The 23756-nt window shown below is 42.9% G+C and carries 16 protein-coding genes and 1 riboswitch; of the genes, 11 read left to right on the forward strand and 5 right to left on the reverse strand.

The genetic code is table 11. From position 1 onward, the window contains the following. Positions 1-176: 176 nt before the first annotated feature. Both C3B73_RS08210 and C3B73_RS08215 read right to left on the reverse strand, forming a co-directional pair. Positions 177-3857: a vitamin B12-dependent ribonucleotide reductase gene (locus C3B73_RS08210; RefSeq protein ID WP_103665121.1), complete on the reverse strand. Its 3681-nt coding sequence runs from the start codon at positions 3855-3857 to the stop codon at positions 177-179. A gap of 517 nt (positions 3858-4374) precedes the next feature. Then, positions 4375-6219, reverse strand: coding sequence for a TonB-dependent receptor plug domain-containing protein (locus tag C3B73_RS08215; protein ID WP_103665122.1), 1845 nt, complete (start codon positions 6217-6219; stop codon positions 4375-4377). 164 nt (positions 6220-6383) lie between these two features. Beyond that, a riboswitch (cobalamin riboswitch) is annotated at positions 6384-6602 on the reverse strand. 179 nt (positions 6603-6781) lie between these two features. Here C3B73_RS08215 and C3B73_RS08220 point away from each other — a divergent pair. The 5 genes from C3B73_RS08220 (at position 6782) to C3B73_RS08240 (ending at position 11008) form a co-directional block, all read left to right on the forward strand. Further along, positions 6782-8431, forward strand: coding sequence for an amidase (locus C3B73_RS08220; protein WP_232803098.1), 1650 nt, complete (start codon positions 6782-6784; stop codon positions 8429-8431). Next, positions 8428-9117, forward strand: coding sequence for a 2'-5' RNA ligase family protein (locus C3B73_RS08225; RefSeq protein WP_103665124.1), 690 nt, complete (start codon positions 8428-8430; stop codon positions 9115-9117). The genes C3B73_RS08220 and C3B73_RS08225 overlap by 4 nt, the downstream gene beginning before the upstream one ends. A 59-nt stretch (positions 9118-9176) precedes the next feature. Then, positions 9177-9671 (forward strand): VOC family protein, encoded by a 495-nt coding sequence (locus tag C3B73_RS08230; RefSeq protein WP_103665125.1) that lies wholly within the window; start codon positions 9177-9179, stop codon positions 9669-9671. A gap of 60 nt (positions 9672-9731) precedes the next feature. Further along, the gene (locus tag C3B73_RS08235; protein WP_103665126.1) at positions 9732-10511 is read left to right on the forward strand and encodes a S1/P1 nuclease; all 780 of its coding nucleotides are present in this window, start codon (positions 9732-9734) and stop codon (positions 10509-10511) included. A 287-nt stretch (positions 10512-10798) separates the two neighbouring features. Continuing rightward, entirely contained in the window at positions 10799-11008 is a 210-nt protein-coding gene (locus C3B73_RS08240; protein ID WP_103665127.1) for a cold-shock protein, read from the forward strand. A 162-nt stretch (positions 11009-11170) separates the two neighbouring features. Here the strand turns inward: C3B73_RS08240 and C3B73_RS08245 are convergent, their stop codons facing one another. After that, positions 11171-12679, reverse strand: coding sequence for a S10 family peptidase (locus C3B73_RS08245; protein WP_103665128.1), 1509 nt, complete (start codon positions 12677-12679; stop codon positions 11171-11173). A gap of 105 nt (positions 12680-12784) precedes the next feature. Beyond that, positions 12785-14101: an aspartyl protease family protein gene (locus C3B73_RS08250; protein WP_103665129.1), complete on the reverse strand. Its 1317-nt coding sequence runs from the start codon at positions 14099-14101 to the stop codon at positions 12785-12787. A 323-nt stretch (positions 14102-14424) separates the two neighbouring features. Here C3B73_RS08250 and C3B73_RS08255 point away from each other — a divergent pair, with 323 nt between their 5' ends. The 3 genes from C3B73_RS08255 (at position 14425) to C3B73_RS08265 (ending at position 17313) form a co-directional block, all read left to right on the forward strand. After that, positions 14425-14634 (forward strand): cold-shock protein, encoded by a 210-nt coding sequence (locus C3B73_RS08255; RefSeq protein ID WP_103665130.1) that lies wholly within the window; start codon positions 14425-14427, stop codon positions 14632-14634. An 83-nt stretch (positions 14635-14717) separates the two neighbouring features. After that, positions 14718-15911, forward strand: coding sequence for a saccharopine dehydrogenase family protein (locus tag C3B73_RS08260; RefSeq protein ID WP_103665131.1), 1194 nt, complete (start codon positions 14718-14720; stop codon positions 15909-15911). Positions 15912-16026: 115 nt separating this feature from the next. Beyond that, positions 16027-17313 carry a M28 family metallopeptidase gene (locus C3B73_RS08265; protein WP_103665132.1) on the forward strand — a complete coding sequence of 429 codons (1287 nt, stop codon included), beginning with the start codon at positions 16027-16029 and terminating at the stop codon, positions 17311-17313. Between the two features lie 12 nt (positions 17314-17325). On the opposite strand, the gene C3B73_RS08270 is transcribed toward C3B73_RS08265, so the two are convergent. Then, positions 17326-18318, reverse strand: coding sequence for an agmatine deiminase family protein (locus tag C3B73_RS08270; protein WP_103665133.1), 993 nt, complete (start codon positions 18316-18318; stop codon positions 17326-17328). A 198-nt stretch (positions 18319-18516) separates the two neighbouring features. On the opposite strand from C3B73_RS08270, the gene C3B73_RS08275 reads away from it, so the two are divergent. From C3B73_RS08275 to C3B73_RS08285, 3 genes are all read left to right on the forward strand, one after another. After that, positions 18517-19092, forward strand: coding sequence for a sigma-70 family RNA polymerase sigma factor (locus tag C3B73_RS08275; RefSeq protein WP_103665134.1), 576 nt, complete (start codon positions 18517-18519; stop codon positions 19090-19092). A gap of 77 nt (positions 19093-19169) precedes the next feature. After that, positions 19170-21884, forward strand: coding sequence for a serine/threonine-protein kinase (locus tag C3B73_RS08280; protein ID WP_103665135.1), 2715 nt, complete (start codon positions 19170-19172; stop codon positions 21882-21884). A 239-nt stretch (positions 21885-22123) separates the two neighbouring features. Beyond that, entirely contained in the window at positions 22124-23728 is a 1605-nt protein-coding gene (locus tag C3B73_RS08285; protein ID WP_103665136.1) for a phosphoenolpyruvate carboxykinase, read from the forward strand. The last annotated feature ends 28 nt before the right edge of the window (positions 23729-23756 follow it).

Genomic DNA, 23756 nt, shown 5'->3' on the forward strand with positions numbered 1-23756 from the left:
GTATTCTAATTGGACTACCTAATTAAGTAATACCAATTTCTTTCCACCAACAAAAAACCCCGACCGGTTACTCACCGATCAGGGTTATCCTGTTCTCCATGTAAAGTTCTTTATTGGAGCAATGGTTATTCGTTAATGGAAACTGCTCGCTCCATTAACGAATCAACCAATCACGATTAACTACAACCGGTGGTAGATCCACAGGTGATGCACTTCATGCACGTCCCGTTCCTTACCATGGTCATACTACCGCATTCGGGGCAGGCTTCGCCGGTATAGCCCATCTGTTTTGCTTTGTCATAGTCACTTTCGTAGCTGTCTGACTGAACCGCTTTTTGTTGTCCTTCAATGGCTGTCTGACTGCTGTCAACGCTTACCTTTTCAGGAACCGGTTCGGCTTCAGGCTCAGTTTCCGGGGCTTTTGCCACGGCATCAGCTGATGACGTTGTTCCGGAAGTACGCTCGAATTCAGCACTGTCCACATCCGGGTTGGCATCAGCTGTTGGGCGCAGGTTACGCGTCTCGATCTGATCAGCCGGCACGTGAGCCAGGTCCTCACGACCCAGATACGTTACCGCCAGCTCACGGAAGATGTAATCGATGACCGAGGTACTCATCTTCACGTGTGGGTTACCGTTCACCATACCACTTGGCTCGAACTTGGTGAATACAAAAGCATCCACGAATTCTTCAAGCGGTACACCATGCTGAAGTCCCAGCGAAATAGAGATGGCGAAACAGTTCAGCAAACTTCTGAATGCAGCACCTTCGCGATGCATGTCAATGAAGATCTCACCAAGCTGACCATTTTCATACTCACCGGTTCTCAGGTAAACACTTTGTCCGCCGATCTTAACTTTTTGCGTATATCCTTCGCGACGGAACGGTAGTCTCTGTCGGCGAGCCACATACTTGTGGATGATGCGCTCGGCCACTTCAAGCACTTTATCCTGTGCCATGGTGGTTGCAGCATCTACGGCTTCCGTTTCTTCCTCTTCATCGATCTCCTCCAGCACGTCGGCCATGGAGTTCAGAGGCTGACTTAATTTGGAACCGTCACGATACAGAGCATTCGCTTTCAGCATCATTTCCCATGAATCCATGTACGCATCCTTCATATCCTCGATAGAGGCTTCATTTGGAAGGTTGATGGTCTTGGAAATAGCTCCAGACAGGAACGGTTGTGCAGCCGCCATCATACGGATGTGACCTTTGGCCGAAATAAATCGGGTTCCGATCTTACCGCAACGGTTGGCACAATCAAATACCGGATAATCTTCTTCTTTCAGATGCGGTGCTCCTTCAACCGTCATCGTTCCGCAAACGTAGTTGTTCGCTTCCTCGATCTGCTCTCGGCTGAAACCAAGGAATCGAAGCATGTCAAAGTTCATATCATTCAGCTGCTCTTCAGGGATCTCAAGCACTTCCTTGCAGAAATCCTCACCCAGTGTCCACTGATTGAAGGCAAACTTGATGTCAAAACTTCCGGGCAGCGCTTCATTGATGGCTTCGATCTTATCTTTGGTAAAGCCTTTTTCCATTAAGGTCTCAGGATTCACATGTGGACATCCTTCCAGAGTGCCTGCTCCTTTGGCATAATCAATGATCTCCTGAGATTCTTTTGGTGAATATCCGAGATTCTTGAGGGCTTTTGGTACCGCCTGATTGATAATCTTGAAGTAACCGCCACCGGCAAGTTTCTTGAATTTCACAAGAGCAAAGTCGGGTTCGATACCGGTTGTGTCGCAATCCATGACCAAACCGATGGTACCGGTCGGTGCCAGTACGGTCACCTGTGCATTACGGTATCCGTGCTTTTCACCGAGCTTCAGGGCTTTGTCAGAGGCTTTTTTGGCAGCTTTGACGAGATAATCCGGGCAGATGGAAGCATCGATACCCATTGGCTTCACAGTCAATCCTTCATACTCCTCAGGATCCACATTGTAAGCGGCTCTGCAGTGATTACGTATCACTTTGAGCATATGCTCTTTGTTGCGTTCGTATCCTTCAAATGGACCTAATTCTTTAGCCAGTTCAGCTGAAGTTGCGTAAGAGGTCATGTGCATGGTGGCTGTAACCGCACCGGCTACAGCAGCACCTTCCTCACTGTCATAAGGTAAACCTTGTACCATCAGTGCGGCACCGATGTTGGCATAACCAAGTCCCAGAGTTCGGAACTTATATGACAATTCAGCAATCTCTTTGGATGGGAACTGTGCCATCAGTACGGCGATCTCCAGAACCACGGTCCACATACGTGAAGCGTATTCCAGGGATTCCATATCAAATTCTCTGTACTCGCCATCGCCTTTGAAATATTTCATCAGGTTCAGGGAAGCCAGGTTACAGGCAGTGTTATCCAGGAACATGTACTCTGAGCAAGGGTTACTTGCATTTATCGGGCCATCTTCCGGGCAGGTGTGCCATTCGTTGATGGTATCATGGTACTGAGTTCCGGGATCGGCACACGACCAGGCAGCATAAGCAATATCATCCCAAAGCTCACGGGCTTTCAGGGTTTTCATTGGCTCAGGTTCACGTCCTTCCCTGGCGGCTCTTTTCTTTTCAACGCGGCCGTACAGATGCCAGTCACCGTCTTCTTTCACGGCTTTCATGAATGAGTTTGGCACACGAACCGAATTGTTGGAGTTCTGTCCACTTACAGTAGCGTAAGCTTCAGAGTTCCAGTCTGTGTCGTAAGTATCAAATTCCAGATCGGTGAATCCCTGACCGGCAAGCTGAATAACTCGCTCAATATAATTCAGGGGCACCTGATTTCTTTTGGCTTTGCGGATCTCATCAGCCAGCGCTTTGTTCTTAAGCGGATCTCGGCTCATTGCACCATTGAAGGTGCGTCCTTCGATCTCTACCGGTGTGTGGCAAAGTTTGATAATATTCTTGAGGTGTTTTTGAACCGATTTTGAACCTGCAACAAGAGCTGCCACTTTTTGCTCTTCACGGACCTTCCAGTTGATATACTCTTCAATATCCGGGTGATCCAGATCCAGTGTCACCATTTTAGCTGCACGTCGGGTAGTACCGCCTGATTTAATGGCTCCCGCAGCACGGTCACCGATCTTAAGGAAACTCATCAGTCCTGAACTGCGGCCACCGCCACTCAATGGCTCATTGGCACCACGGATCTTGGAAAAGTTACTTCCGGTTCCGGATCCGTACTTAAATAAACGGGCTTCTCTCACCCAAAGATCCATGATCCCGCCTTCGTTCACCAGGTCGTCATCGATACTCTGAATAAAGCAGGCATGTGGCTGTGGATGGCTGTAGGCATCCTCAGATTTTTTCAACTCGCCGGTTTTGCCATCTACATAATAATGCCCCTGCGCCGGTCCATTGATACCATATGCCCAGTGCAATCCGGTATTGAACCACTGCGGACTATTTGGTGCGGCCATTTGATTAGCCAGCATGTAAGCCAGCTCATCATAGAATACCTTTGCATCTTCCTCGCTGTCAAAATAGTCGTGCTTCCAACCCCAGTAAGTCCAACAACCCGCCAATCGGTGAAAGACTTGCTTACTGTCAATTTCGTGTGAGTAACGCTCTTCTTCCGGCAGCTCCTTTAATGCTTTCTCATCAGCTTCTGATCTTTGAAGCCACTTTGGAACTCCCTTCTCTTTGATCTTTTTCAGTTTCGCAGGTACTCCGGCCTTACGGAAATACTTTTGTGCGATCACATCAGTGGCAACCTGACTCCAGCTCTTAGGTACCACCACATTCTCCATGTGGAATACCTGTGATCCGTCAGGGTTTTTGATCTCAGAGGTTCTGGTTGCAAATTCAATTCCATCAAATGGGCTTTTCCATTCGGACTGCGTGTAGAAGCGAGTAAATTTCATTGGCGTACTTCGTTACTTATATGTTACAATTATATCATTTATACCTTAGTAGATGAGAGACAATTCTGTAGTGCTTCCCGATTCTTATCTCCTAAAGAAGTACGGAATAATATAGACGCGAGACCAACACACAGCAAGAAAAAAAACGATTACTTTTCCACAAATTCGGCAACTTATCCACATTGTAAAAAACTAAGCTCCAAAAAGCCGCCTCATAATATTTTTTAATATATATTTTATTATAAATTAAATTAATACAAACGATATCAGGCAGCGTTCACACAACAAAAAAGCCTCTTTAAATAAATAAAAAGGCTTTTTTACGGGTTAATTAGCTAAGTTTGAAGTGAAAAGTTATCCACATGACTAAAATACCAATCAACCGAACGAACTATATATATAAATATTTTTATTACCATTATTGGTAATAATTCTATCATTTATAACTAAACTTTTGTTGATATATATTTGTCAAATTATACTCTATTTAAGATTCATAAAACTCAACACCTACCCATTATATATCAAGCCTGATACCTGCCTTGAAGTTAACCCCGGGTGTATTGAACCCATAAACTTCCTGATATGAGGCATCCAATAAATTGTTTAGGGAAGCGAATACACTTGTATTGAATTCCGGTAACTCATAATTCATGGAAATATTCAACATCACATAACTTTCGAGCTCTACAGTTTCATTCTGAAAGGTTGACATGTTGAAGTAAAGATCTTCCCTTTCTCCAACAAATTTTCCATTCAGGTCCACCATGAGATCTGCTCCGATGTTTTGCTGGATGGCCCAGCCAAAACTGTGATCAGGACGACGGATCAGATTATCAAATTCTTCCCCTTCCTGTGTGATCGCTCCATCCAGGTAATTGTAGTACAGATTGACCCTCGTATCCGGCCAGGTGTAGGACCCCGTGATCTCCAACCCGGAATCATTTTGCTCATTTACATTGACATACCCAACTGAACTATCGTAAGAAATGAGCTGCTCCACCGATCGGATAAAATAATTAACGCCGGCACTTAATCCACTGGTGGAAGACCTGTATTCAAGGCCGGCATCAAGGGTCAGGCTGGTTTGTGGCTCAAGGTCGGGATTTGAACCAAATGGGCCGAATAGTTCATTCAAAGTAGGAGCCTTAAAACCTGAGCTGAGGGAAGTCAATACTTTGAATTCTTCCGTCAGGTTATAAACCGGAGACAGATTAAAGCTCCAGTTCGATCCATATTCGGAATGCTTGTTCAGCCTTAATCCCAGTTCAGTATTCAAACCAGATCCGGTTCCAAGATACAGGGTGGCATAGGGACTGATGATGGAACTTCCTTCATCAATTCCATCCAGTTCAAAAGACAGGTCTTGATAGTTAAATCCGGCAAGAAACCTCACTTGATCACTGAACGAATACACCCCATACACGTCATTATTCCAAAGAGTGGCTTTGGGGTTAAATACACCAAAATCGTCCGTAAATTTGCGTTCAGTATCCGTGAGTGCACCGGCTCCCTTTAACTCAAATTGATCTGTTTGATACCTGAACCGCATTCCTGTGTTCACCAGATCGGCTTCGTACGTATTCTCTGCATCAGCAAAGGCTCCTGCGTCGTAATCTCCCGTATAATTCGAATAATTCAGGAATGGCGTTAGGGTTAAGCCTTCGGTCAGGTCTATGTTAAGCTCTGCTGAACCGACATATCGTTCGTAACCGTCTTTCAGAAAATCCTCTCCTTCTGCTTCAGATATCCCCTTTGTAAAAGAACGGGAGAAATTGATGTTATAGGATGCCACTTTACCCGAGCCATTGACTCCCAGCGAGAGTTCATTGGTTTGATAGGAGCCGATCGCCATTTTTGCATTGGCATTCAGCAGACCATCTTCCGGTTTTTTGGTGATGACGTTGATCACTCCGGCTATGGCATCAGATCCGTACAGGGTACTCATACTTCCCTTTACGATCTCAATGCGTTCCACGTTTTCAAGCGACAACAACCTGAGGTCAAAAGCACCTCCCTCACTCGATGGGTCTGTAACCGGAAAACCATCGATGAGGATCAGTGTGTACTGGGTCGCAGCTCCCCGCAAATAGACAGATTTATCCTTTCCCGGACTTGATCCCGCACCATTTATCATAATACCGGTTTGTCTGTTCAACAATTCCGAGACTGAAAGACCGGGAGCTTTCCGGATCTCTGCCTGGGTGATGGTCGTTACCGGCTTGGTGGTTTCTCTTTCTGAGGTTTGCGTTTTGGAGGCAGTGATCACCACTTCACCGAGGTCGAGCGTGTCAGCAACTTGTGCGTTCATGGTTTGTGATACCGCCAATAGTAATAATACAGTAGTAAATAGATACTTCATGGATATGAAATGTTAGTTTTAATTAGGGTTTGGCGGGTAAATAGTTTCAGATCTCAAATGGTCGCAGTTCTTCCGGGCATTAACAGCCGGATACTACGATCCTATTTTGTTGAGATATATAAAACATAAAACTGAATACGGCACGTCTTTTTACCCGAAAGAAGTGCTATGATTTAACGACGGCAGGTCTCCTGGCTTTCCGTTGGCAGCGCCTTCCCGTCCCGACAGGTTGTGTCAAAGACAGTGGCAAAGGTGAGGCTGCAGGTGATCTGATGATCCTTGATCATCAAACTCGGATTACAGTTGCGGGAACAGCTCTCGTTTTTCACGAGATTCCCTTTTAACTCAGAGCAGATCTGAGACCGATCATTAAGTTGGCACTAAAGTAAGCAACCCTCTAAAAAATTCAAATCCTAAATTCGTTTACTTTAATACACAACAAAGAATTACATAAAATCCATTGACTTACTGCACTATTCTGCCAATAATCCTATCTGTAGAAATCAGTGACCCCCTTTTCATTACATATCATCTCTCCATCATGAAAAAATTCAATAAAATCATGCTATTCACAGGAGGCATTTTGATCGGCTTCCTGTTTGCCTTCACTTTTATACAAGATAAAAGCGCACCCATTACTTCAGAGATGATCAAGAACGCTGCGTCTGTTATTGGATTGGAGTTCACAGATGCCGAACGCGATACCATGATCGATGCCCTCGCTGATACCCGGGATGACCTTCAGTCTATTCGGGATATGAAATTAAATAACAGTGTCCCTCCTGCCTTGAATTTCAATCCGATCCCGGTCGGCAAACGCTTTGATTTTCAACAAAGGGCTCAGAAATGGGATCTGGAGCAAGAGGTCGAACTTCCTGATGACCGCAGCGACCTTGCTTTTTATACGATTGAACAACTGGCATCCCTCATCAAAGACCGAAAGATCACCTCCGTTGAACTGACAAACTTCTTTCTTGAGCGTATTGAAACGCATGATGAAAAACTCGAAGCGATCATTACGGTTACGCGCGAACGGGCTCTTGAACAAGCTCAGCAAATGGATGTGGAACTGGAGCAAGGTATTTACCGGGGACCTTTGCATGGCATACCTTACGGGGCCAAAGACCTATTGGCTGTGGAAGGTTACAAAACTACCTGGGGAGCCGCTCCCTATAAGGATCAGCAGATCAACGAAACGGCAACCGTGATACAGAAACTGGATCAGGCCGGAGCCGTACTGATCGCAAAAACCACACTCGGGGCTCTCGCATACGGTGATATTTGGTTTGGTGGGCGTACCAATAATCCCTGGAATTTGGAGCAGGGATCCAGTGGTTCTTCAGCCGGATCAGCAGCCGGCACTGCAGCAGGATTATTCCCTTTCGCTATTGGAACAGAAACGCTAGGCTCCATCGTATCCCCTTCAACCAGAAACGGAACTACCGGACTTCGCCCCACTTATGGTCGGGTGAGCCGAACCGGAGCCATGGCCTTGAGCTGGAGCATGGATAAGATCGGTCCCATAACCCGCAGTGTTGAAGATGCTGCCTTGGTTTTCAACGCCATCTACGGCCCTGACGGTAAGGATCAAACCATTGTTGATCTGCCATTCAATTTTGATGCTACAACTGATATTACCAAGCTTCGGATCGGGTATTTAAAGTCTGCTTTTGAACAGGATTACTGGAACAAAGGCAGGGACAGCCTGGTTCTTGAAACTATGAAAGACCTGGGGGTTGAACTGATCCCCATTGAACTTCCGGATTATGAGGTCGGTCCCCTTCGCCTGATCCTGACTGCAGAAGGCGCAGCAGCTTTCGATCAGCTTACCCTGACCGATCAGGACGACATGATGCAGTGGCAATCGCCTAACGCCTGGCCAAACACTTTCAGGGCGGCTCATTTCATTCCGGCGACCGAATATATTAATGCCAATCGTGCCCGCTACGAACTGATCCAGAAAATGGATTCGGTGATGCGAGAAGTAGATGTTTACATTTCTCCTGCATTTGGCGGTGGCAATTTACTGATCACCAACCTGACCGGCCATCCGAGTGTGGTTGCACCTAACGGTTTTACCGAAAGCGGCTCCCCAACAAGCATTACTTTTGTGGGAGACCTGTTTGATGAGGCTACTCTGCTTAGCGTAGCTAAAACCTGGCAGGAAGCCACGGATCATCATAAAAAACACCCTCCCCTGTTTCAGGAATGACCCAATTTGACCTTAAAGAACATTACAATAGATCATGGGTTGATTCGATCAATAAAATTGAATCCGGTGGCATTAAACCTGATTACAGGATCGATGAGCCAGAAGACGATCGCTATGGATTGACTTTGATCGTTCGTCCTTCACTTGAAATCCGCAAAGCTGTTAATCAGGTTTTTCAACAAATACGCATAAAAACCCCTGATCAATATTACTATCCTGTTTCAGATCTTCATTTAACGCTTCTTACCATCGTCTCCTGCCAGTCCGGCTTTGATCCGGAACAAATCAGGATGGATGAATACGTTTCCATACTAAAACCCATTCTTGAGAACACCGATCCATTTCAAATAGAATTCAAAGGAATTACTGCTTCAACTGAAGCCATTATGGTTTGTGGATATCCGGAGGAAGATTCATTGAATACGCTTAGAAATAAAATCAGAAAGGCATTCAAAGGCTCTGATCTATTCCAAACCATTGATAAACGTTACACAATACAAACAGCCCATATGACGGCTATGAGATTCAGTAAGCCGGTTGATCAACTAACAAAATTTGTAGAGCAACTCAATTCGATCAAACATATGCCTTTCGGAAGTGACACGACCCAGGAATGTCATTTGGTAACCAATGATTGGTATCAAAGAGCAGATACCAGAAGAACGATAGAAACTTTCAGATTTTGACTCACTTATATTCCTGCTTATAATTCTAAGAAATCTAACACGTACCAATAATTACCCAAATGTCAGATCCCTATAAAATCCCATCTAAAACACAGATCGGCCACATTCACCTGAAAGTTTCTGATCTGGAAAGATCGCTGGAGTTCTATTGCGGATTACTTGGCTTTCAGCTGATCACTACCTACGGCGATCAGGCTGCATTTATTTCTGCGGGTGGCTATCATCATCACATTGGGCTGAATACCTGGCAAAGCAAAGATGCCCCTCCGGCCCCAAAACGCAGTGCCGGGCTTTTCCACACGGCAATACTTTATCCGACCCGAAAGGATCTTGCTGCCATCTTACAACGGCTCATTGATCATAATTATCCAATATCAGGAGCTTCCGATCATGGTGTTTCTGAAGCTATCTACCTGGATGACCCGGATCAAAACGGGGTTGAGTTGTACCGGGATCGTCCCAGAGACGAATGGCCTGAAACCCCGGAAGGCAACATTGATATGTACACCCGTCCGCTTGATGTTGATGATCTCTTAAATGAATTAAATAAATAATTTACTGATTGATAATACGAAGCCTGTTATCTTTCAGAAAAACACACAACAGATATTGTCATGCTTAAACTTTTCACCTTCCTGATCATTTTTATTTTTGGATTTTCAAATTCTGCAGAAGAAGCTCTGCGCTGGGGACAGATCGGTCATCGTACCACCGGCGATATTGCTGAACAATATTTAACGCCACAGGCAGCCAAGGAAGTTAAACGGGTACTTGGTAATGAGAGCCTCGCTAAGGTCAGCACCTGGATGGATGAGGTCCGTTCAGATGATTCCTACGATTTCATGACCACCTGGCATTACGTCACGATCCCGGAAGGCGAAACCTATGATTCAGCTGAAAAAGAAGAAGACGGTGACATCATTTGGGCCCTTAGAAAGGTGGTTACTGAACTTAAAGAAGGAAGTTTGACTCCCAAGCAGGAAGCTGAAAACCTGAAAATTCTGGTACATCTGGTTGGGGATATCCATCAACCCCTTCATGTTGGAAACGGAACGGATCGTGGTGGAAACGATGTAAGACTTCAGTGGTTCTGGGATAACTCAAACCTGCATCGTGTATGGGACAGCGAGATGATCGATGACAAACAACTCAGCTTTACTGAACTCTCAGAATTCATCAATTATGCCACAGCTGATCAGATCCGTGAATGGCAAAGTGCTTCCATACTTGACTGGGCGAATGAATCTCAGGCTACCTTACCACAAGTGTATGACATTCCTGAAAACAAGGAGCTGAGCTATGAATACGCCTACAATAACTGGAATACCGTGGAATTAAGGCTGCTAAAGGCAGGTATCCGCATGGCCGGACTCATAAACGAGATCTATGGATAACATTTAAGAGTGATGAAGTGTACCTGATTTTGAAAGTAATCAAAGCTTACTTCATCACTTAATTACGTTTAACTAATTATTTGGTATTGGGTAGAATAAAGGGGACCTTAAGAGTGCAAATTAATTAAAGGCAACATCGGTATTTATTCATTTAGTACAGTATTATTTCCCTTCTCTGGTTTGTATAACTAACATTTAATTCTCTCGCAGCCGATTTTAAGAAATGAAGTCTGCTCATATTGAGCTTTCAGTACACTGTGCCTGCGAAACAACACTACATATATATTATGGAATACGGTAAAGTAAAATGGTTTGATACACAAAAAGGTTTTGGTTTTATCAAGCCGGACAATGGTGACAAAGACATCTTTGTACACCGAAACAACATTGAGAACCTTGGTTTTAACGAAGGTATCAATGATGGCGAAGAAGTTGAATTTGCAGTAGAAGAAACTCCTAAAGGCTTAAGTGCTACAGAAGTTTATATTCTCGAATAATTCAACCATTCGACGAAATTTAAAAGCCCCGGTCATTAAGTTGTCCGGGGCTTTTTTTATGTTCATTAATAGCGATTTTTGCTTCCTTTCGGTTCAAATTGTTTGGCCCATATAAAAAAGGCCACTCTACTGAGCGACCTTACAGATTGTGATCGACATACCTTAGTATTTAGCCGGCATACCTTCTTCCGGAATGGAGTTTTTAATAAACTCTCGGATATCTTCGTTAGAAGTAGCCAGATCCTCACTTCTCAAATACATCATGTGGCCTGATCGATATCCTTTGAACGACAGACGATCCTGGAGTTTACCACTCGGATCCATATTCCACATGGTGTATTTAGCATCAAAATAATTAGTTCCGCCATCATAATATCCGGATTGAACCATAACATGCAGATAGGGATTTTCAGCCATGGCTGAACGCAGCTGCTCACCGGTATTGTCACCACTTCGGTTCCATGGATGAACAGGTCCAAAGGTCCAGTACTGCAGGTCTGTTTCATATCCCAACATATCTCTCAGATAATAATTGATTGCCGGAGTAAAGGCGTGGTTCCAGGCCGTAAGGGCCGGATCAAAGTCGTAGCGCTGTCCACCATTTTCGCGATCAATACCGCGATATCGTGAATCAAGACGACCCACGGTCAGCCCTTCATCTCTCAGCAATTCTTTCCAGAAAAATGAGGTCGAGATCCTTAGGTTCCAGTCAAGCACCGCCTCTTTTGAAATACCCGAGTAATAGGAAACACGCTCTGCGATCCGGTTCTTTTCAGCATCACTGATAAAGCCACCTTTAGCCAGAGCCGGTATATATTCATTGATGGTGAATTCCTCTACTTCAGGCAGGATATCATCCAGGTCCTTGTTTTGCAATTGAGGGGTTAAAGCATCGTGATACCAGGCAGTAGCTGCATAATATGGTAACGGAGTAGCATCCCCCACGGGGCCACCGCGCTCTACACCGAGACCTGTTGGAGACACAAGGATCACCCCATTCAGATACATCCAGTGTGAGGATTGAAGTCGGTCGGCGAGGCCTGACACACGGGTAGTTCCATAACTCTCACCGATCAGGTATTTTGGTGATGGCCAGCGATCTTCCCGCGATACAAAGGTATCGATCCATTGTGCCAAATATTCCACATCAGCATTGACTCCAAAAAAGTCTTCCCGTTTGGCATCTTCATGGACCATGCGCGAGAAAGCTACATTTACCGGATTCACAAAAACGATATCTGCCACATCCAGGATCGAATGCGGGTTATCATCAACGCCATAAGGTTGGATCGGAAAGCCTTCATCATCGATCTTGAGTTTCTTGGGGCCTGTGTACCCAATATGCATCCAAACCGAAGCCGATCCGGGACCTCCATTAAAAGAGAACACCAATGGCCTCCGTGCTTTATCCCTCACATCAGTGCGCTGATAATAGGTGTAGAATAATGAAGCGGTGATCACTCCTTCTTCATTATACACTGGTAAATTACCCACTGTTGTTGTGTAAGGAACTTTTTGTCCCTTAATCTGCACTTCATGTTCTGTTGTGTTACTCCAGTTTATTTTTGGAGTCCGTTTATTGGTTTCTTCAAGCTGTGCAAAAGCTGCTGTAAGTGAAAAAAGTGTTACCAAGACCGCTGTAACTGCAGCCTGTAAATACTTTCTATTCATGATTGTATATGTTGATTTAAAATTGATCCGTGTCTGTATTTAGTAATTTACAGAATCAATAGTTAGTCAAATTCAGTAAAAGTAGCACATTCACTTTAAGTGAGCTCACTTTAAGCGCAACTCATCTTTTAATTCAAATCGAAGAGAAACATCAATCGTATCTCTTTCTACTTCCATTCTAACCCTACTTCCTTCTTTATTCTGAAATATATTGAGAAGGTCGTTTAGTGAAAGCTCTTCAGCTTTCCGGCCATTGATCTTACGGATCACATCTCCCTCCTCTAATCCTGCCCGTTCAGCAGGTGAATCTTTCCTGATAAATGAGATCTCGTAATATGGAAGGTCCGGGAAGGGAGTTGAGACCTCAATTCCACTTACATTGTACGTAAAATCCTCGTTGAAATTCTTATTCTTTCGAAGATACAGAAGACCGTCATGGTAATTAAAGATCACTTTAAAACGACGCAACAGGTCTCCCCCAACACTTCCATTACGGTCATCAAACCCAAATGCTCTCCTAACTGACAGGCTATCTGGAAATGCCACAACCGGTTCTTCAAATTCGAAAGGACCGAATTTCACTTTTTTGACACGCCCTAATGCTCCGCTCACATTTCCGCTTAGCCCTATTCCCAATAAGGTGTTGATGGTATTTTCAGGAAGTACGATCTCCTCACTGGTGGGATCATAGAAAGAAAGGGAGTTACTGGCACCGGTATCGAGGAGTAATTTTAAAGGGGAATACTCATCGGTTTCCGAATTCTTGAAAAGTATGTTGGTGTACGGCTTTTCATTTTCAACAATGATTGGAATGGTAAACCACTTTCTGTGTTTGGGTAATTCTTCAAATTTTTCTTTTGATCGTAGGGGATCATAGATCTTTACCAACTTTGCCCGATAATCGATCTCAACCGCAAAACTATCGAATAGGTCAAACCCGAGAATTCCGTGAACTTCAGTCCCCATAAAAGATGCCAGCTTGAATACATCTTCTTTAAGGATCAAAACCTCAACATCCTCTCCGATGATACGCTCTATCTGAATTTGATTCCCCCTCGATCTGAATGCCTCAAGCCTCTCGCCTTCACCTAAACCCGCCAGCATTACGGTTTCCGTATTGTTGAGATAGATCTCCCTGTTATACAAGGAGGTGATGATGTTTCTTCCGGCTCCTGAATCCAGAATGAATTTCATCGGTTCTGATCCATTGATCCGGGCTTCAATAACAACCAGATTATTGATCAGTTCAAACGGAAAGACAAGCCTCTCACCCCGGTCTCCCATTAACCTAAAAGCCGGTTTATTGTCCTCACCTGATTCTGAACCTGATTGAGCCTTTAACGGTAATGAACCAAAAACGATCAACGCAAACATAAGAGAAGCCAATGCCGTAGAGACGATATGTATGGGAAAGGTTTTCATTGATTTCTGCTAAATAGCTGTTCACCGTTTCGTGAATAAAACCAATATTCTTATTCGCTAATTCATAAAAAAAGTTATGGAGGCTCAAACATCACCGTTATATAGTGAAAAGTCACAATTTATACCTACACATTTGGTATTAATTGTAATAAAGAAGATATTAGGGCAATGCAAATGTATGGTAAGAATCAGTATTAGTATTTAGTTTAGTATTTGTTTCCCCTCTATAGTTTGTACAACTAACAATAAATAAGCATCTGTTTAATCGGATTATCCATCAAATGATAATTCTTCAGATGCATTCAATACAACACAACACAATTATGGAATACGGTAAAATTAAATGGTTTGATGCACAAAAAGGATTTGGATTCATCGAACCTGACAATGGTGGAAAAGATATCTTTGTTCACCGCAACAATATTCAAAACCTTGGATTTGAAGAGGGGCTTGCAGACGGTGAAGAAGTAGAATATGATGTTGAAGAAACACCTAAAGGCCTAAGCGCGATTGAAGTATCACGCGTTGGCTAATTCTCACCTAAGAGAAATTCAAACCCCGCATGTACATTACGTGTGGGGTTTTTTTATGCCTGTGAATTTCAAATTAATACCACATGTCCTCAGAAACTTTTGACATTATTTTAGTTGGAGCCACCGGATTTACGGGTCGCCGGGCTGCGAAATATTTTAACACCCACTCCCCAAAAACATTGAAGTGGGGAATAGCTGCCAGGAATATCAATAAGCTCAACCGGTTAGCTGATGATCTAGGGATTGAACGGTCACGGTGTCTCAAAATAGATACGACCAATCCGGATGACGTTAAACAGGTCGTATCTAAAACCCGCATCATTGTGACCACGGCAGGTCCGTTTTCATTATACGGAGAAGAGCTGATCCGGCAATGTGCTGAAACCGGTACTCACTACCTTGATATCACCGGTGAAGTCGGTTTTATCGCCGAAATGATCCAAAAGTATGAATCTTCCGCATTGAAGAGTCAGGCCATTTTGATCCCCTTCTCAGGATTTGACAGTGTACCCGCAGATATTACCACCTATTTACTAAGCCAAGCCTACGACAAACCATCCAGGCTTTCAGTCATCTCTTACTACAAGATCAGTGGTGGATTTAATGGAGGAACTATCGCCACCATGCTCAATAAATTTGAAACCGGTGAGTACAAGAAGATGAGTAACCCCCGTCTCTTGATTCAAGATGCTGATCAAAAAGTTCACAAAACAAACAAAGCTCAGTTTTTTGGTTATGATAAAATGATCCAAAAATGGTCTGTCCCTTTTATTATGGGTGCGATCAATTCTAAAGTGGTTTACAAAACTGCTTCATTATTTAAAGAAAAGGAAAATAAATATGCTGACAGCATTGGGTACAGTGAACATTCTGCCCTGTCCCAATGGTATAATCCGCTCCCTTTCCTGTTTTTCACCCTATTTTTAACTGCTCTGACGATCTTAGGTCCATTCAGCTGGTTTCGAAATCTGATAAAAAAAGTCATGCCGGCACCGGGTGAAGGCCCCTCTGAGGAAAGTATCGAAAACGGGTACTTCAAACTAAAAGCATTTGCAAAGGATGAACATGGTTCTGTCAAAAAACTAACCATGTCCTATCCCGGTGATCCTGGGAATAAATCAACGGTTTTCTTTTTATGTGAATCTGCTTTACAACTGGCTGAGAATACATCTTCATATATCGATAAGTACGGATTTCTAACAACTGTGTCTGCCCTGGGACCTGATTTTATTGATCGTCTTAGATCCAGAGGTTTAAATATCACGATCGGCAAGTAAATACGAATAAACGGTATTTTTACAGAGCTTTACGCCATTGTATCATCTTTTTTCAAATGATTTACATTTGGATGTTTAATATTGCTTCGAAAACACTAAAAATAGACTTCGATCAATGAATATCAGATCAGTTTTGCTTCTGGCACTGGCAATACTCGTTTTATTTATTTCTTCTTGTAATAATCAACCGGAAATTACTGAACAGAATGTATCAAGGATCATCAGTACTCTGAGTTCAGATGAAATGCAAGGACGCCATGCCATGAGTCCGGAGATCGACATGGCAGCCGATTTTATAGCCGAAGAATTCTCAAAGATCGGCTTAACTCCTTTTGACGAAGATTATAAACAAACCTTCACTCTATATTCGATCATTCCTTCTGAGTCTGCCATTTCAATCAATGGCGATCAGGTAGAAGATTACAAATTTTTCAGTATTACAAACACAGATTCGATAAGATGGTCTCTCACAGATGTATCTGTTGAAACCATTAACGAATCGGATGATTTTCGGAAGTTACTAAACACTTACAGAAATGATGACCAATCTTCGATCATTACCGTTTCTGAAGCTCACTCCGAGTGGTTCAGCCGCTACAGAGGCTATTACAGTCGTGCAAACCGGACTTTAGATATTGATCATAAACCAAATGATCTCTTTGTGTTGACCAATGACCGTGTGAGAAGTGCAAATGTTGAGATCTTTAATAAGATAGAAACTCAACCTCTTGCAAATGTAGTTGGAAAAATACCGGGACAAAAAGAAGATGAGATCCTGTTATTCTCAGCACATTATGATCATATAGGGGTGGTAACCCCGGTTGAGGAGGACTCTGTTGCAAATGGTGCAAACGACAATGCCTCAGGAGTTGCAGCCGTCATAGAACTGGCTCGTTATTTTTCAAAAGGACCTGTACCTGAACGCACCCTATATTTTGTCGGCTTTACTGCGGAAGAAACCGGTGGATTTGGATCCCGTTATTTTTCAGAACAGATCGATCCTGATAAGATCGCCGCAATGGTCAATATTGAAATGATCGGTAAACCGGCTGTTGAAGGTGGAAATACAGCGTGGATCACCGGATATGACCTGACATCCTTTGGCCAAATTTTCGATGAAAATGCCCCCGAGGATTTTGATTTTTACGCCGACCCGTACCCTAATCAAAACCTTTTCTACAGGTCAGACAACGCCACCCTGGCACGCCTTGGTGTTCCGGCTCATACCATTAGTACCACACCCATTGATGTGGATCAGGATTACCATCAGGTATCAGATGAGTTTTCAACCATCAATATCGAGCATGCTACCAACACTATTCGTGCTATAGCCCGGGTTTCTGAATTACTTGCAAACGGTGAGGTCACCCCAACCCGTTTACCGGCAGAGTCGATCAATTAAACAACTTTCTCATCAGTACCACGGATTTATAATACCGTGTATACTGCCCTGCTCATAAGCCAATGCCTTACTGTCGATCGGAATGATGGTTCGGCCCGAAAAGTATTCCTTGAATAGTTTTAAAGCTTCTGAATCGTTTTCTACATTAAACTGAGGCACTAAAACAGCTCCATTGGCTATATAGAAACCGGTATAACCCGGATGAATATATGTTCCGCCTTCCCCACTCACAGATTTTGGTAAGCTGATGGTCACGACCTTAAGTGGGGCGGATTTAATACTTCTGAGTCTCTCAAGGTTTTCCTGAAGCAACCCATAACACGGATGTTCAGGATCATCAGTTACGTTAACTAAAACAGTATTCGAATTCAGCCACCTGACCATATACTGATCATGATCATTTGATTGATCATCAGATAACCCTGATCTAAGCCATAGGATCCGCTCTGCTCCAAGATACTTTTTGAGCTTTTGTTCGATCTCCTCATTCGTCAGGTTCAAATGCAGCTTATTATGCATCAATAATGACTCCGGTGTCAATAGCACTCCCTCACCATTCACCTCAATTGAAATTCCTTTCAGTAGCAGTTCAATTTCAACACACTTTATGTTCAACAGCTTTGAAACATAATTGGGTAACTCATTAACATTACTACTACCAATCGAGTTGAGTACCGCTTTTTCTCCGCTATCGTTATTTACAAAACAGGGTCCAATATCCCCTGCCCACATATTCTTAACCGGCTTCTGATGGATAATGATTCGGTCAAGGTCCACTGCTTTTAAAGACAGCTTGTTCATCACCCTGTTCCGGGTTTTCAGATCCTGCACAAACAAATGGATCACTTCAAAAAAATGCAGTTCTTCAATGATCCTGGAGTACGAATCCTCCAGATTTTTCAGAAATTTCTCCGATCTATTCTCGATACTGGATGGCCAGTGCATTTGAGAGGCTGAGTGAAATCCCCACTCGGGTGACTTAGTAAAATGATTCTTATGGCTCATGAGGCTTAGACCAGATATTTAAATAGTAAAAATGTAAGAACCGTTTCTAAAGACTTTTTTGAAATAAAGTTTTGCACAACTTTTTGAAAATATTGAAAAGAATAGTTATATACCGAGCGTCCTGAAAATAAAAACAGTTCAAATCGTTTAAATTCTTAAGGGTTAAAGAACACAGGACGAAGGTTAAATAATGTGCAGATGGAAAAACAAGAAGTAACTCAATTGCTCATGCAATTGAAGTCAGGAGAACAAGGTGCTTTTGATAAGTTGTATCCCGTTATTTACGGTGAACTACGTCAAATGGCATACGGTCACATGAATCGTCAGCAGGATGATCACACCCTATCTAAAACGGATCTGGTGCATGAAGCCTATCTGAAGATGATCGATCAAACTTGTATCAATTTTTCGGATAAAAGTCATTTTCTGGCCATTGCATCCAGGTGTATGCGTCAAATACTTATCGATCATGCCCGAAAAAAATATGCTCAGAAACGTGGAGGTAAAGACAAGGACCTCACTTTTATTGATGAGCTGTTCAGTAAGAATGAACAGCAAGCCCAGGACCTGATCGATATTGATGAAGCTTTAAAGAAGCTCGAGAAGCTCAACGAAAGATTGGCTCAGGTAGTGGAAATGCGATTCTTTGGGGACATGAGTATTGAAGATACAGCAGAGGCCCTCGGGGTTTCTAACAGCACTATTAAAAGAGACTGGATGAAAGCACGAGGCTGGCTTTACAAAGAACTAAAGGGAAAGTTTGAATTAAATTAAATAATCCTGATCTGTTTTCGGGCATTTTTTACGTAAGTAATTGGTGAGTACAAATTTAATTTTATGATGTAGTTGGCATGGGGAATTCCAATTGGGAAAAAGTTGAAAAGTTAGTTGATGCTGTTCTGGATCAACCCGAAAACCAACGACTCGCTTACCTTGAAGAACATTGCAGTGATCCGGACCTGAAAGCTGAAGTCATCGAAATGCTTCGATCCATTGACGATTCTGACGGCTGGCTTGAAAACTTAAGAGGCTATCGGCAACAGGTGTTTGATCAACATTTCCGGGTCACCTCTTCCCTTTCCAGTGAAACCCTGATCGGTACACAGTTTGGCTCCTATACTATTATTGAAAAGATTGGTGAAGGTGGAATGGGAGTTATATTTCTGGCTGAACGATCGGATGGCACCTTTAATCACCGGGTCGCTATTAAGATCATCCGAAATGGCCGGGCTACTGAAGAAAACATTCAGCGGTTCAAACGTGAGCAGCAGATCCTTGCCCGTCTCAACCACCCCGGTATCGCCCAGCTCTATGACGGTGGCGTGACCGAAGAGGGATTTCCATATATCATTATGGAGTATGTGGATGGCATGCCTATTACTGAATACTGCGAAACCCACAACTGTACGATCGAGAAAAAGATCGAACTGATCAAGTTGGTTCTTGAAGCTGTTCAGAATGCCCATGAAAATTTAACCATTCACAGAGACCTGAAACCTGACAATATTCTGATCGACAGCTCGGGTAAGGTCAAGATCCTGGATTTTGGGATATCTAAACTTCTTGAGGATGAAGATAACCTGATGTTAACTCAGACGGGTTCAAAGATCCTCACACCCCGTTATGCAGCCCCTGAACAGATCAAAGGAACCAATATCACGACTGCTACTGATATGTACTCATTAGGTGTGGTGTTGTACAAATTATTGACGGGAATCGACCCTTATGATCTCGACAATAAAACGCGGTACGAAGTAGAACAGACGATCATCCACGATGAACCTTGCAAACCCAGTGAAGCCGTACGTGATCCTCAACTAAAGCGTAGTCTTAAAGGAGACCTTGATGCAATCCTTTTAAAGTCGATGCGTAAAGAGTACGGCAAACGATATCGGGTAGCCAGTGAATTTTTGGAAGATCTTAAGAATTTTGAAATAGGTTTACCCGTTGGGGCTCATGAAGGAACCTTTACGTACTATACCCAAAAGTTCATTAAGCGAAACAAGGTTCAGATCAGTTCAGCAATGGCTGTTTTCTTACTCCTGATCACAGTTAGCGTATTTTACACGCATAACATTACCGAACAAAAGTTCATTGCTGAGTCAGAAACCAGAAAAGCTACGATCGTTAAAGACCTTCTTTTAGATATCTTTAAATCAACTGATCCCATTCTGGCAGAAACTTCAGATATCACGTTGCCAAAATTATTGCAGAATGGTACCGATAAGGTCATATCTCGTGAACTTGACCCGGGTATTAAAGTTGAAATGCTTTTAACTCTTTCCGAGATCTATGAAAATATAAGTCAATTTGATCAGGCTAAAGAACTGGCTGACGAGGGGCATAAAGTGGCTACTATTAATTTTGGGGATCGATCTGTTGAAACCGCAAATAGTTTATTACGGATTGGGAGTATCGAACATAATTTAGGTAATTACTACGAAGCGAAGTCTATTTACCAAAAAGCTGAGGGCATCCTTAAAAGTAAACTAAGTGAAAGCGATCCTGTTTTTGTAGATCTTTATAACTACTTAGGAGAGACTGAACAACTACTTAGAAATTACGATGCCTCAGGCAATTACTTTCAAAGATCACTGAATATTTTGAATGCTCAATCTGAGGCAGATTCCTCAGAATACATCCATGTACTGCGCACCGTGGCGCGCAATCATTATCGTTCAGGAAACAATTCAATTGGTGATTCCCTGCTATTCAAAGCCTTAGAGATCAGTGAACAAATTAATGGTAAGGAACACATAAATACATCAGGGGTACTCCACGACCTGGGGCTTTATCACATGACCCGCGCTAAATACGAAGAAGCGAGGACATTCTATAATCGATCTCTGAGTATAAAAGACAAGGTTTACGGTGAGAAGGGCCACCCCAATCATTCTGCCACAATATTAAATCTTGCCGTTCTTGAAAAAACACACAGCAATTTTGACCTGGCCGATTCACTTTTAAAGAGATCTTTAGAAATGGACCTGACCTATTATGGTAAAAACCATCCAAACATTGCGATCACAAAAGGTCACCTGGCGGATGTCCACTTTGGATTAAAAAACTACGAAGACTCTAAGAAATACAGAGAAGAAGCTCTTGAGATCCTGCTCGAAGTATATGGTCCCGGTCATTTTTCTATTGGAACAAGTTATCATAACTATGGACGGTTACTGTCAGAAATGAACGATACCGAAAAAGCTGAACAATATTTAACAAGAGCTGAAGATATTCTGGTAGATCATCCCAACTCAACCGACAGGAATCTTGCAGAATTATATTTGGCAATTGCTGACAATGAATACCGGCAAAATGATCCCTCTTCATCGATCAAGTATTATGAACTTGCAGCAGATCATTTCGAAAAATTAAACCACCCTTATTTCAAAATTATGTCGGTAACCTCTCAAATAAAAAAGAGCAGAAGTTTGATCACCACAAATCAACCGAATGAAGCATCGGATATCATTTCTGAAGTTGAAACAAGAATTGATACCACAAACTACATGAAAAATGATACGGTTCTGAATCAGCTTTTTAATAAAATTTCCGAATTACTTTAGATTCCTGATTATTTTTACGGATTAATCTATTGGAAGAATTAACTCACCTTAAGTATTCACACCTATCTCATCTTTGGTAATCATATTTAAGTAAATGCAGGGTTTTCCGTAAGTAATAAAAGCGCTTCCATACTTTTGGATAAAAGCCTTCAAAAATCGTTTTAATGGCTTTCTGGCCTTAAAATTCATAATTCAAATGCTTACCTTAGAAGCTCTCAAAAAATAATTAAAACGAAAGCATGAGTGTAGATTATAAATCACATCCAAAAAGCCACGTCGGATTAGATTACCTGGGTTTAAATGATAATGAAAATGTGTTCTGGAACCTGACCCCCCCTGAACTCTATGAACAAGCCATTCTCAGAAGTGAGGCGATCCTGACCAAGGATCACGCACTGAGAGTTCTGACCGGTCAATATACCGGGCGTTCCCCAAAAGACAAGTACATTGTTGATCAGCCTTCCATACACGATGACATTGACTGGGGAGAGATCAACCAACCAATATCTGAAGATGTTTTTGATAATCTTTTTGATAAAACGGTTGACTATCTGAAAGACAAAGATCTGTTTGTGAAAGACCTTTTTTGTGGTGCCGATGAAAAGAACAGACTTAACGTACGTGTGGTCAGTGAAGCCGCATACCACGGTTTGTTTTCACATAACATGTTCATCAGGCCTTCTGAAAAGGAATTAAAAAATCACGATCCCGAATTTACGGTATTGGCAGCTCCACGTTTTAAAGCTGATCCTGAAACGGATGGTACCCGAACCAGTACGTTCATACTTTGTAACTTTGAGAAAAAGCTGATCATCATCGGTGGAACATTGTACTCCGGTGAGGTTAAAAAGGGTATTTTTTCTGTAATGAATTACCTCCTTCCCAAAAAAGGTGTTATGGCCATGCACTGTTCGGCCAACCACGACAAACATGGGAAAACCGCTGTGTTCTTTGGTCTCTCAGGAACCGGTAAAACTACCCTCTCAGCCGACCCGGACAAGATACTGATCGGTGACGATGAGCACGGTTGGAGTGATGACGGAGTCTTCAACTTTGAAGGCGGTTGTTATGCCAAAACCATTAATCTTTCCAGGGAAAATGAACCTCTGATCTACGCTACCACTGAAAAACCGGGTACTATCCTGGAAAATGTGGTATTGAATGAAAACCGAGAGCCGGATTTTGAAGATGTAAGTCTTACACAAAATACCCGCTGCTCTTACCCATTAGACTACATTCCAAACGCAAGTGATACAGGAAAAAGTGGCCACCCTGAAAACATCATCTTTTTGACAGCTGATGCATTTGGCGTGTTACCTCCGATTTCCAAACTAACCCCGGAACAGGCAATGTACCACTTCATCAGTGGGTACACGGCTAAGGTTGCCGGTACTGAGCGTGGAGTTACAGAACCACAGGCCACATTTTCAGCTTGTTTTGGAGCTCCTTTCATGCCATTGCACCCAACCGTATATGCTGAACTGTTAGCTGAGAAGATCAGAAAACATAACGCCAATGTATGGCTGGTTAATACCGGGTGGACCGGTGGAGAATATGGTGTGGGGCACCGAATGAAACTGCCTCACACACGCCGCATGCTGAAAGAAGCTATTGAAGGCAACCTGGATGATGTGGAATTCAAAACAGATCCTATCTTTGGGCTCTCCATTCCGCAACATGTTGAAGGAGTACCGGATAGCGTACTGAACCCACGTGATACCTGGGAAAATGCCGGAGCTTACGATTCTAAAGCAAAGAAACTTGCCAAAATGTTTATCGACAATTTTGAGCAATTTGCAGATGAGGCCAGCGAAGAATTATTAGCGGCCGCTCCTAAGATCTGATAACGATCTCTTTTATATATTTTGACCT

Origin of the sequence: Gracilimonas amylolytica (genome assembly GCF_002911695.1) — a bacterium.
GTDB lineage: Bacteria > Bacteroidota > Rhodothermia > Balneolales > Balneolaceae > Gracilimonas > Gracilimonas amylolytica.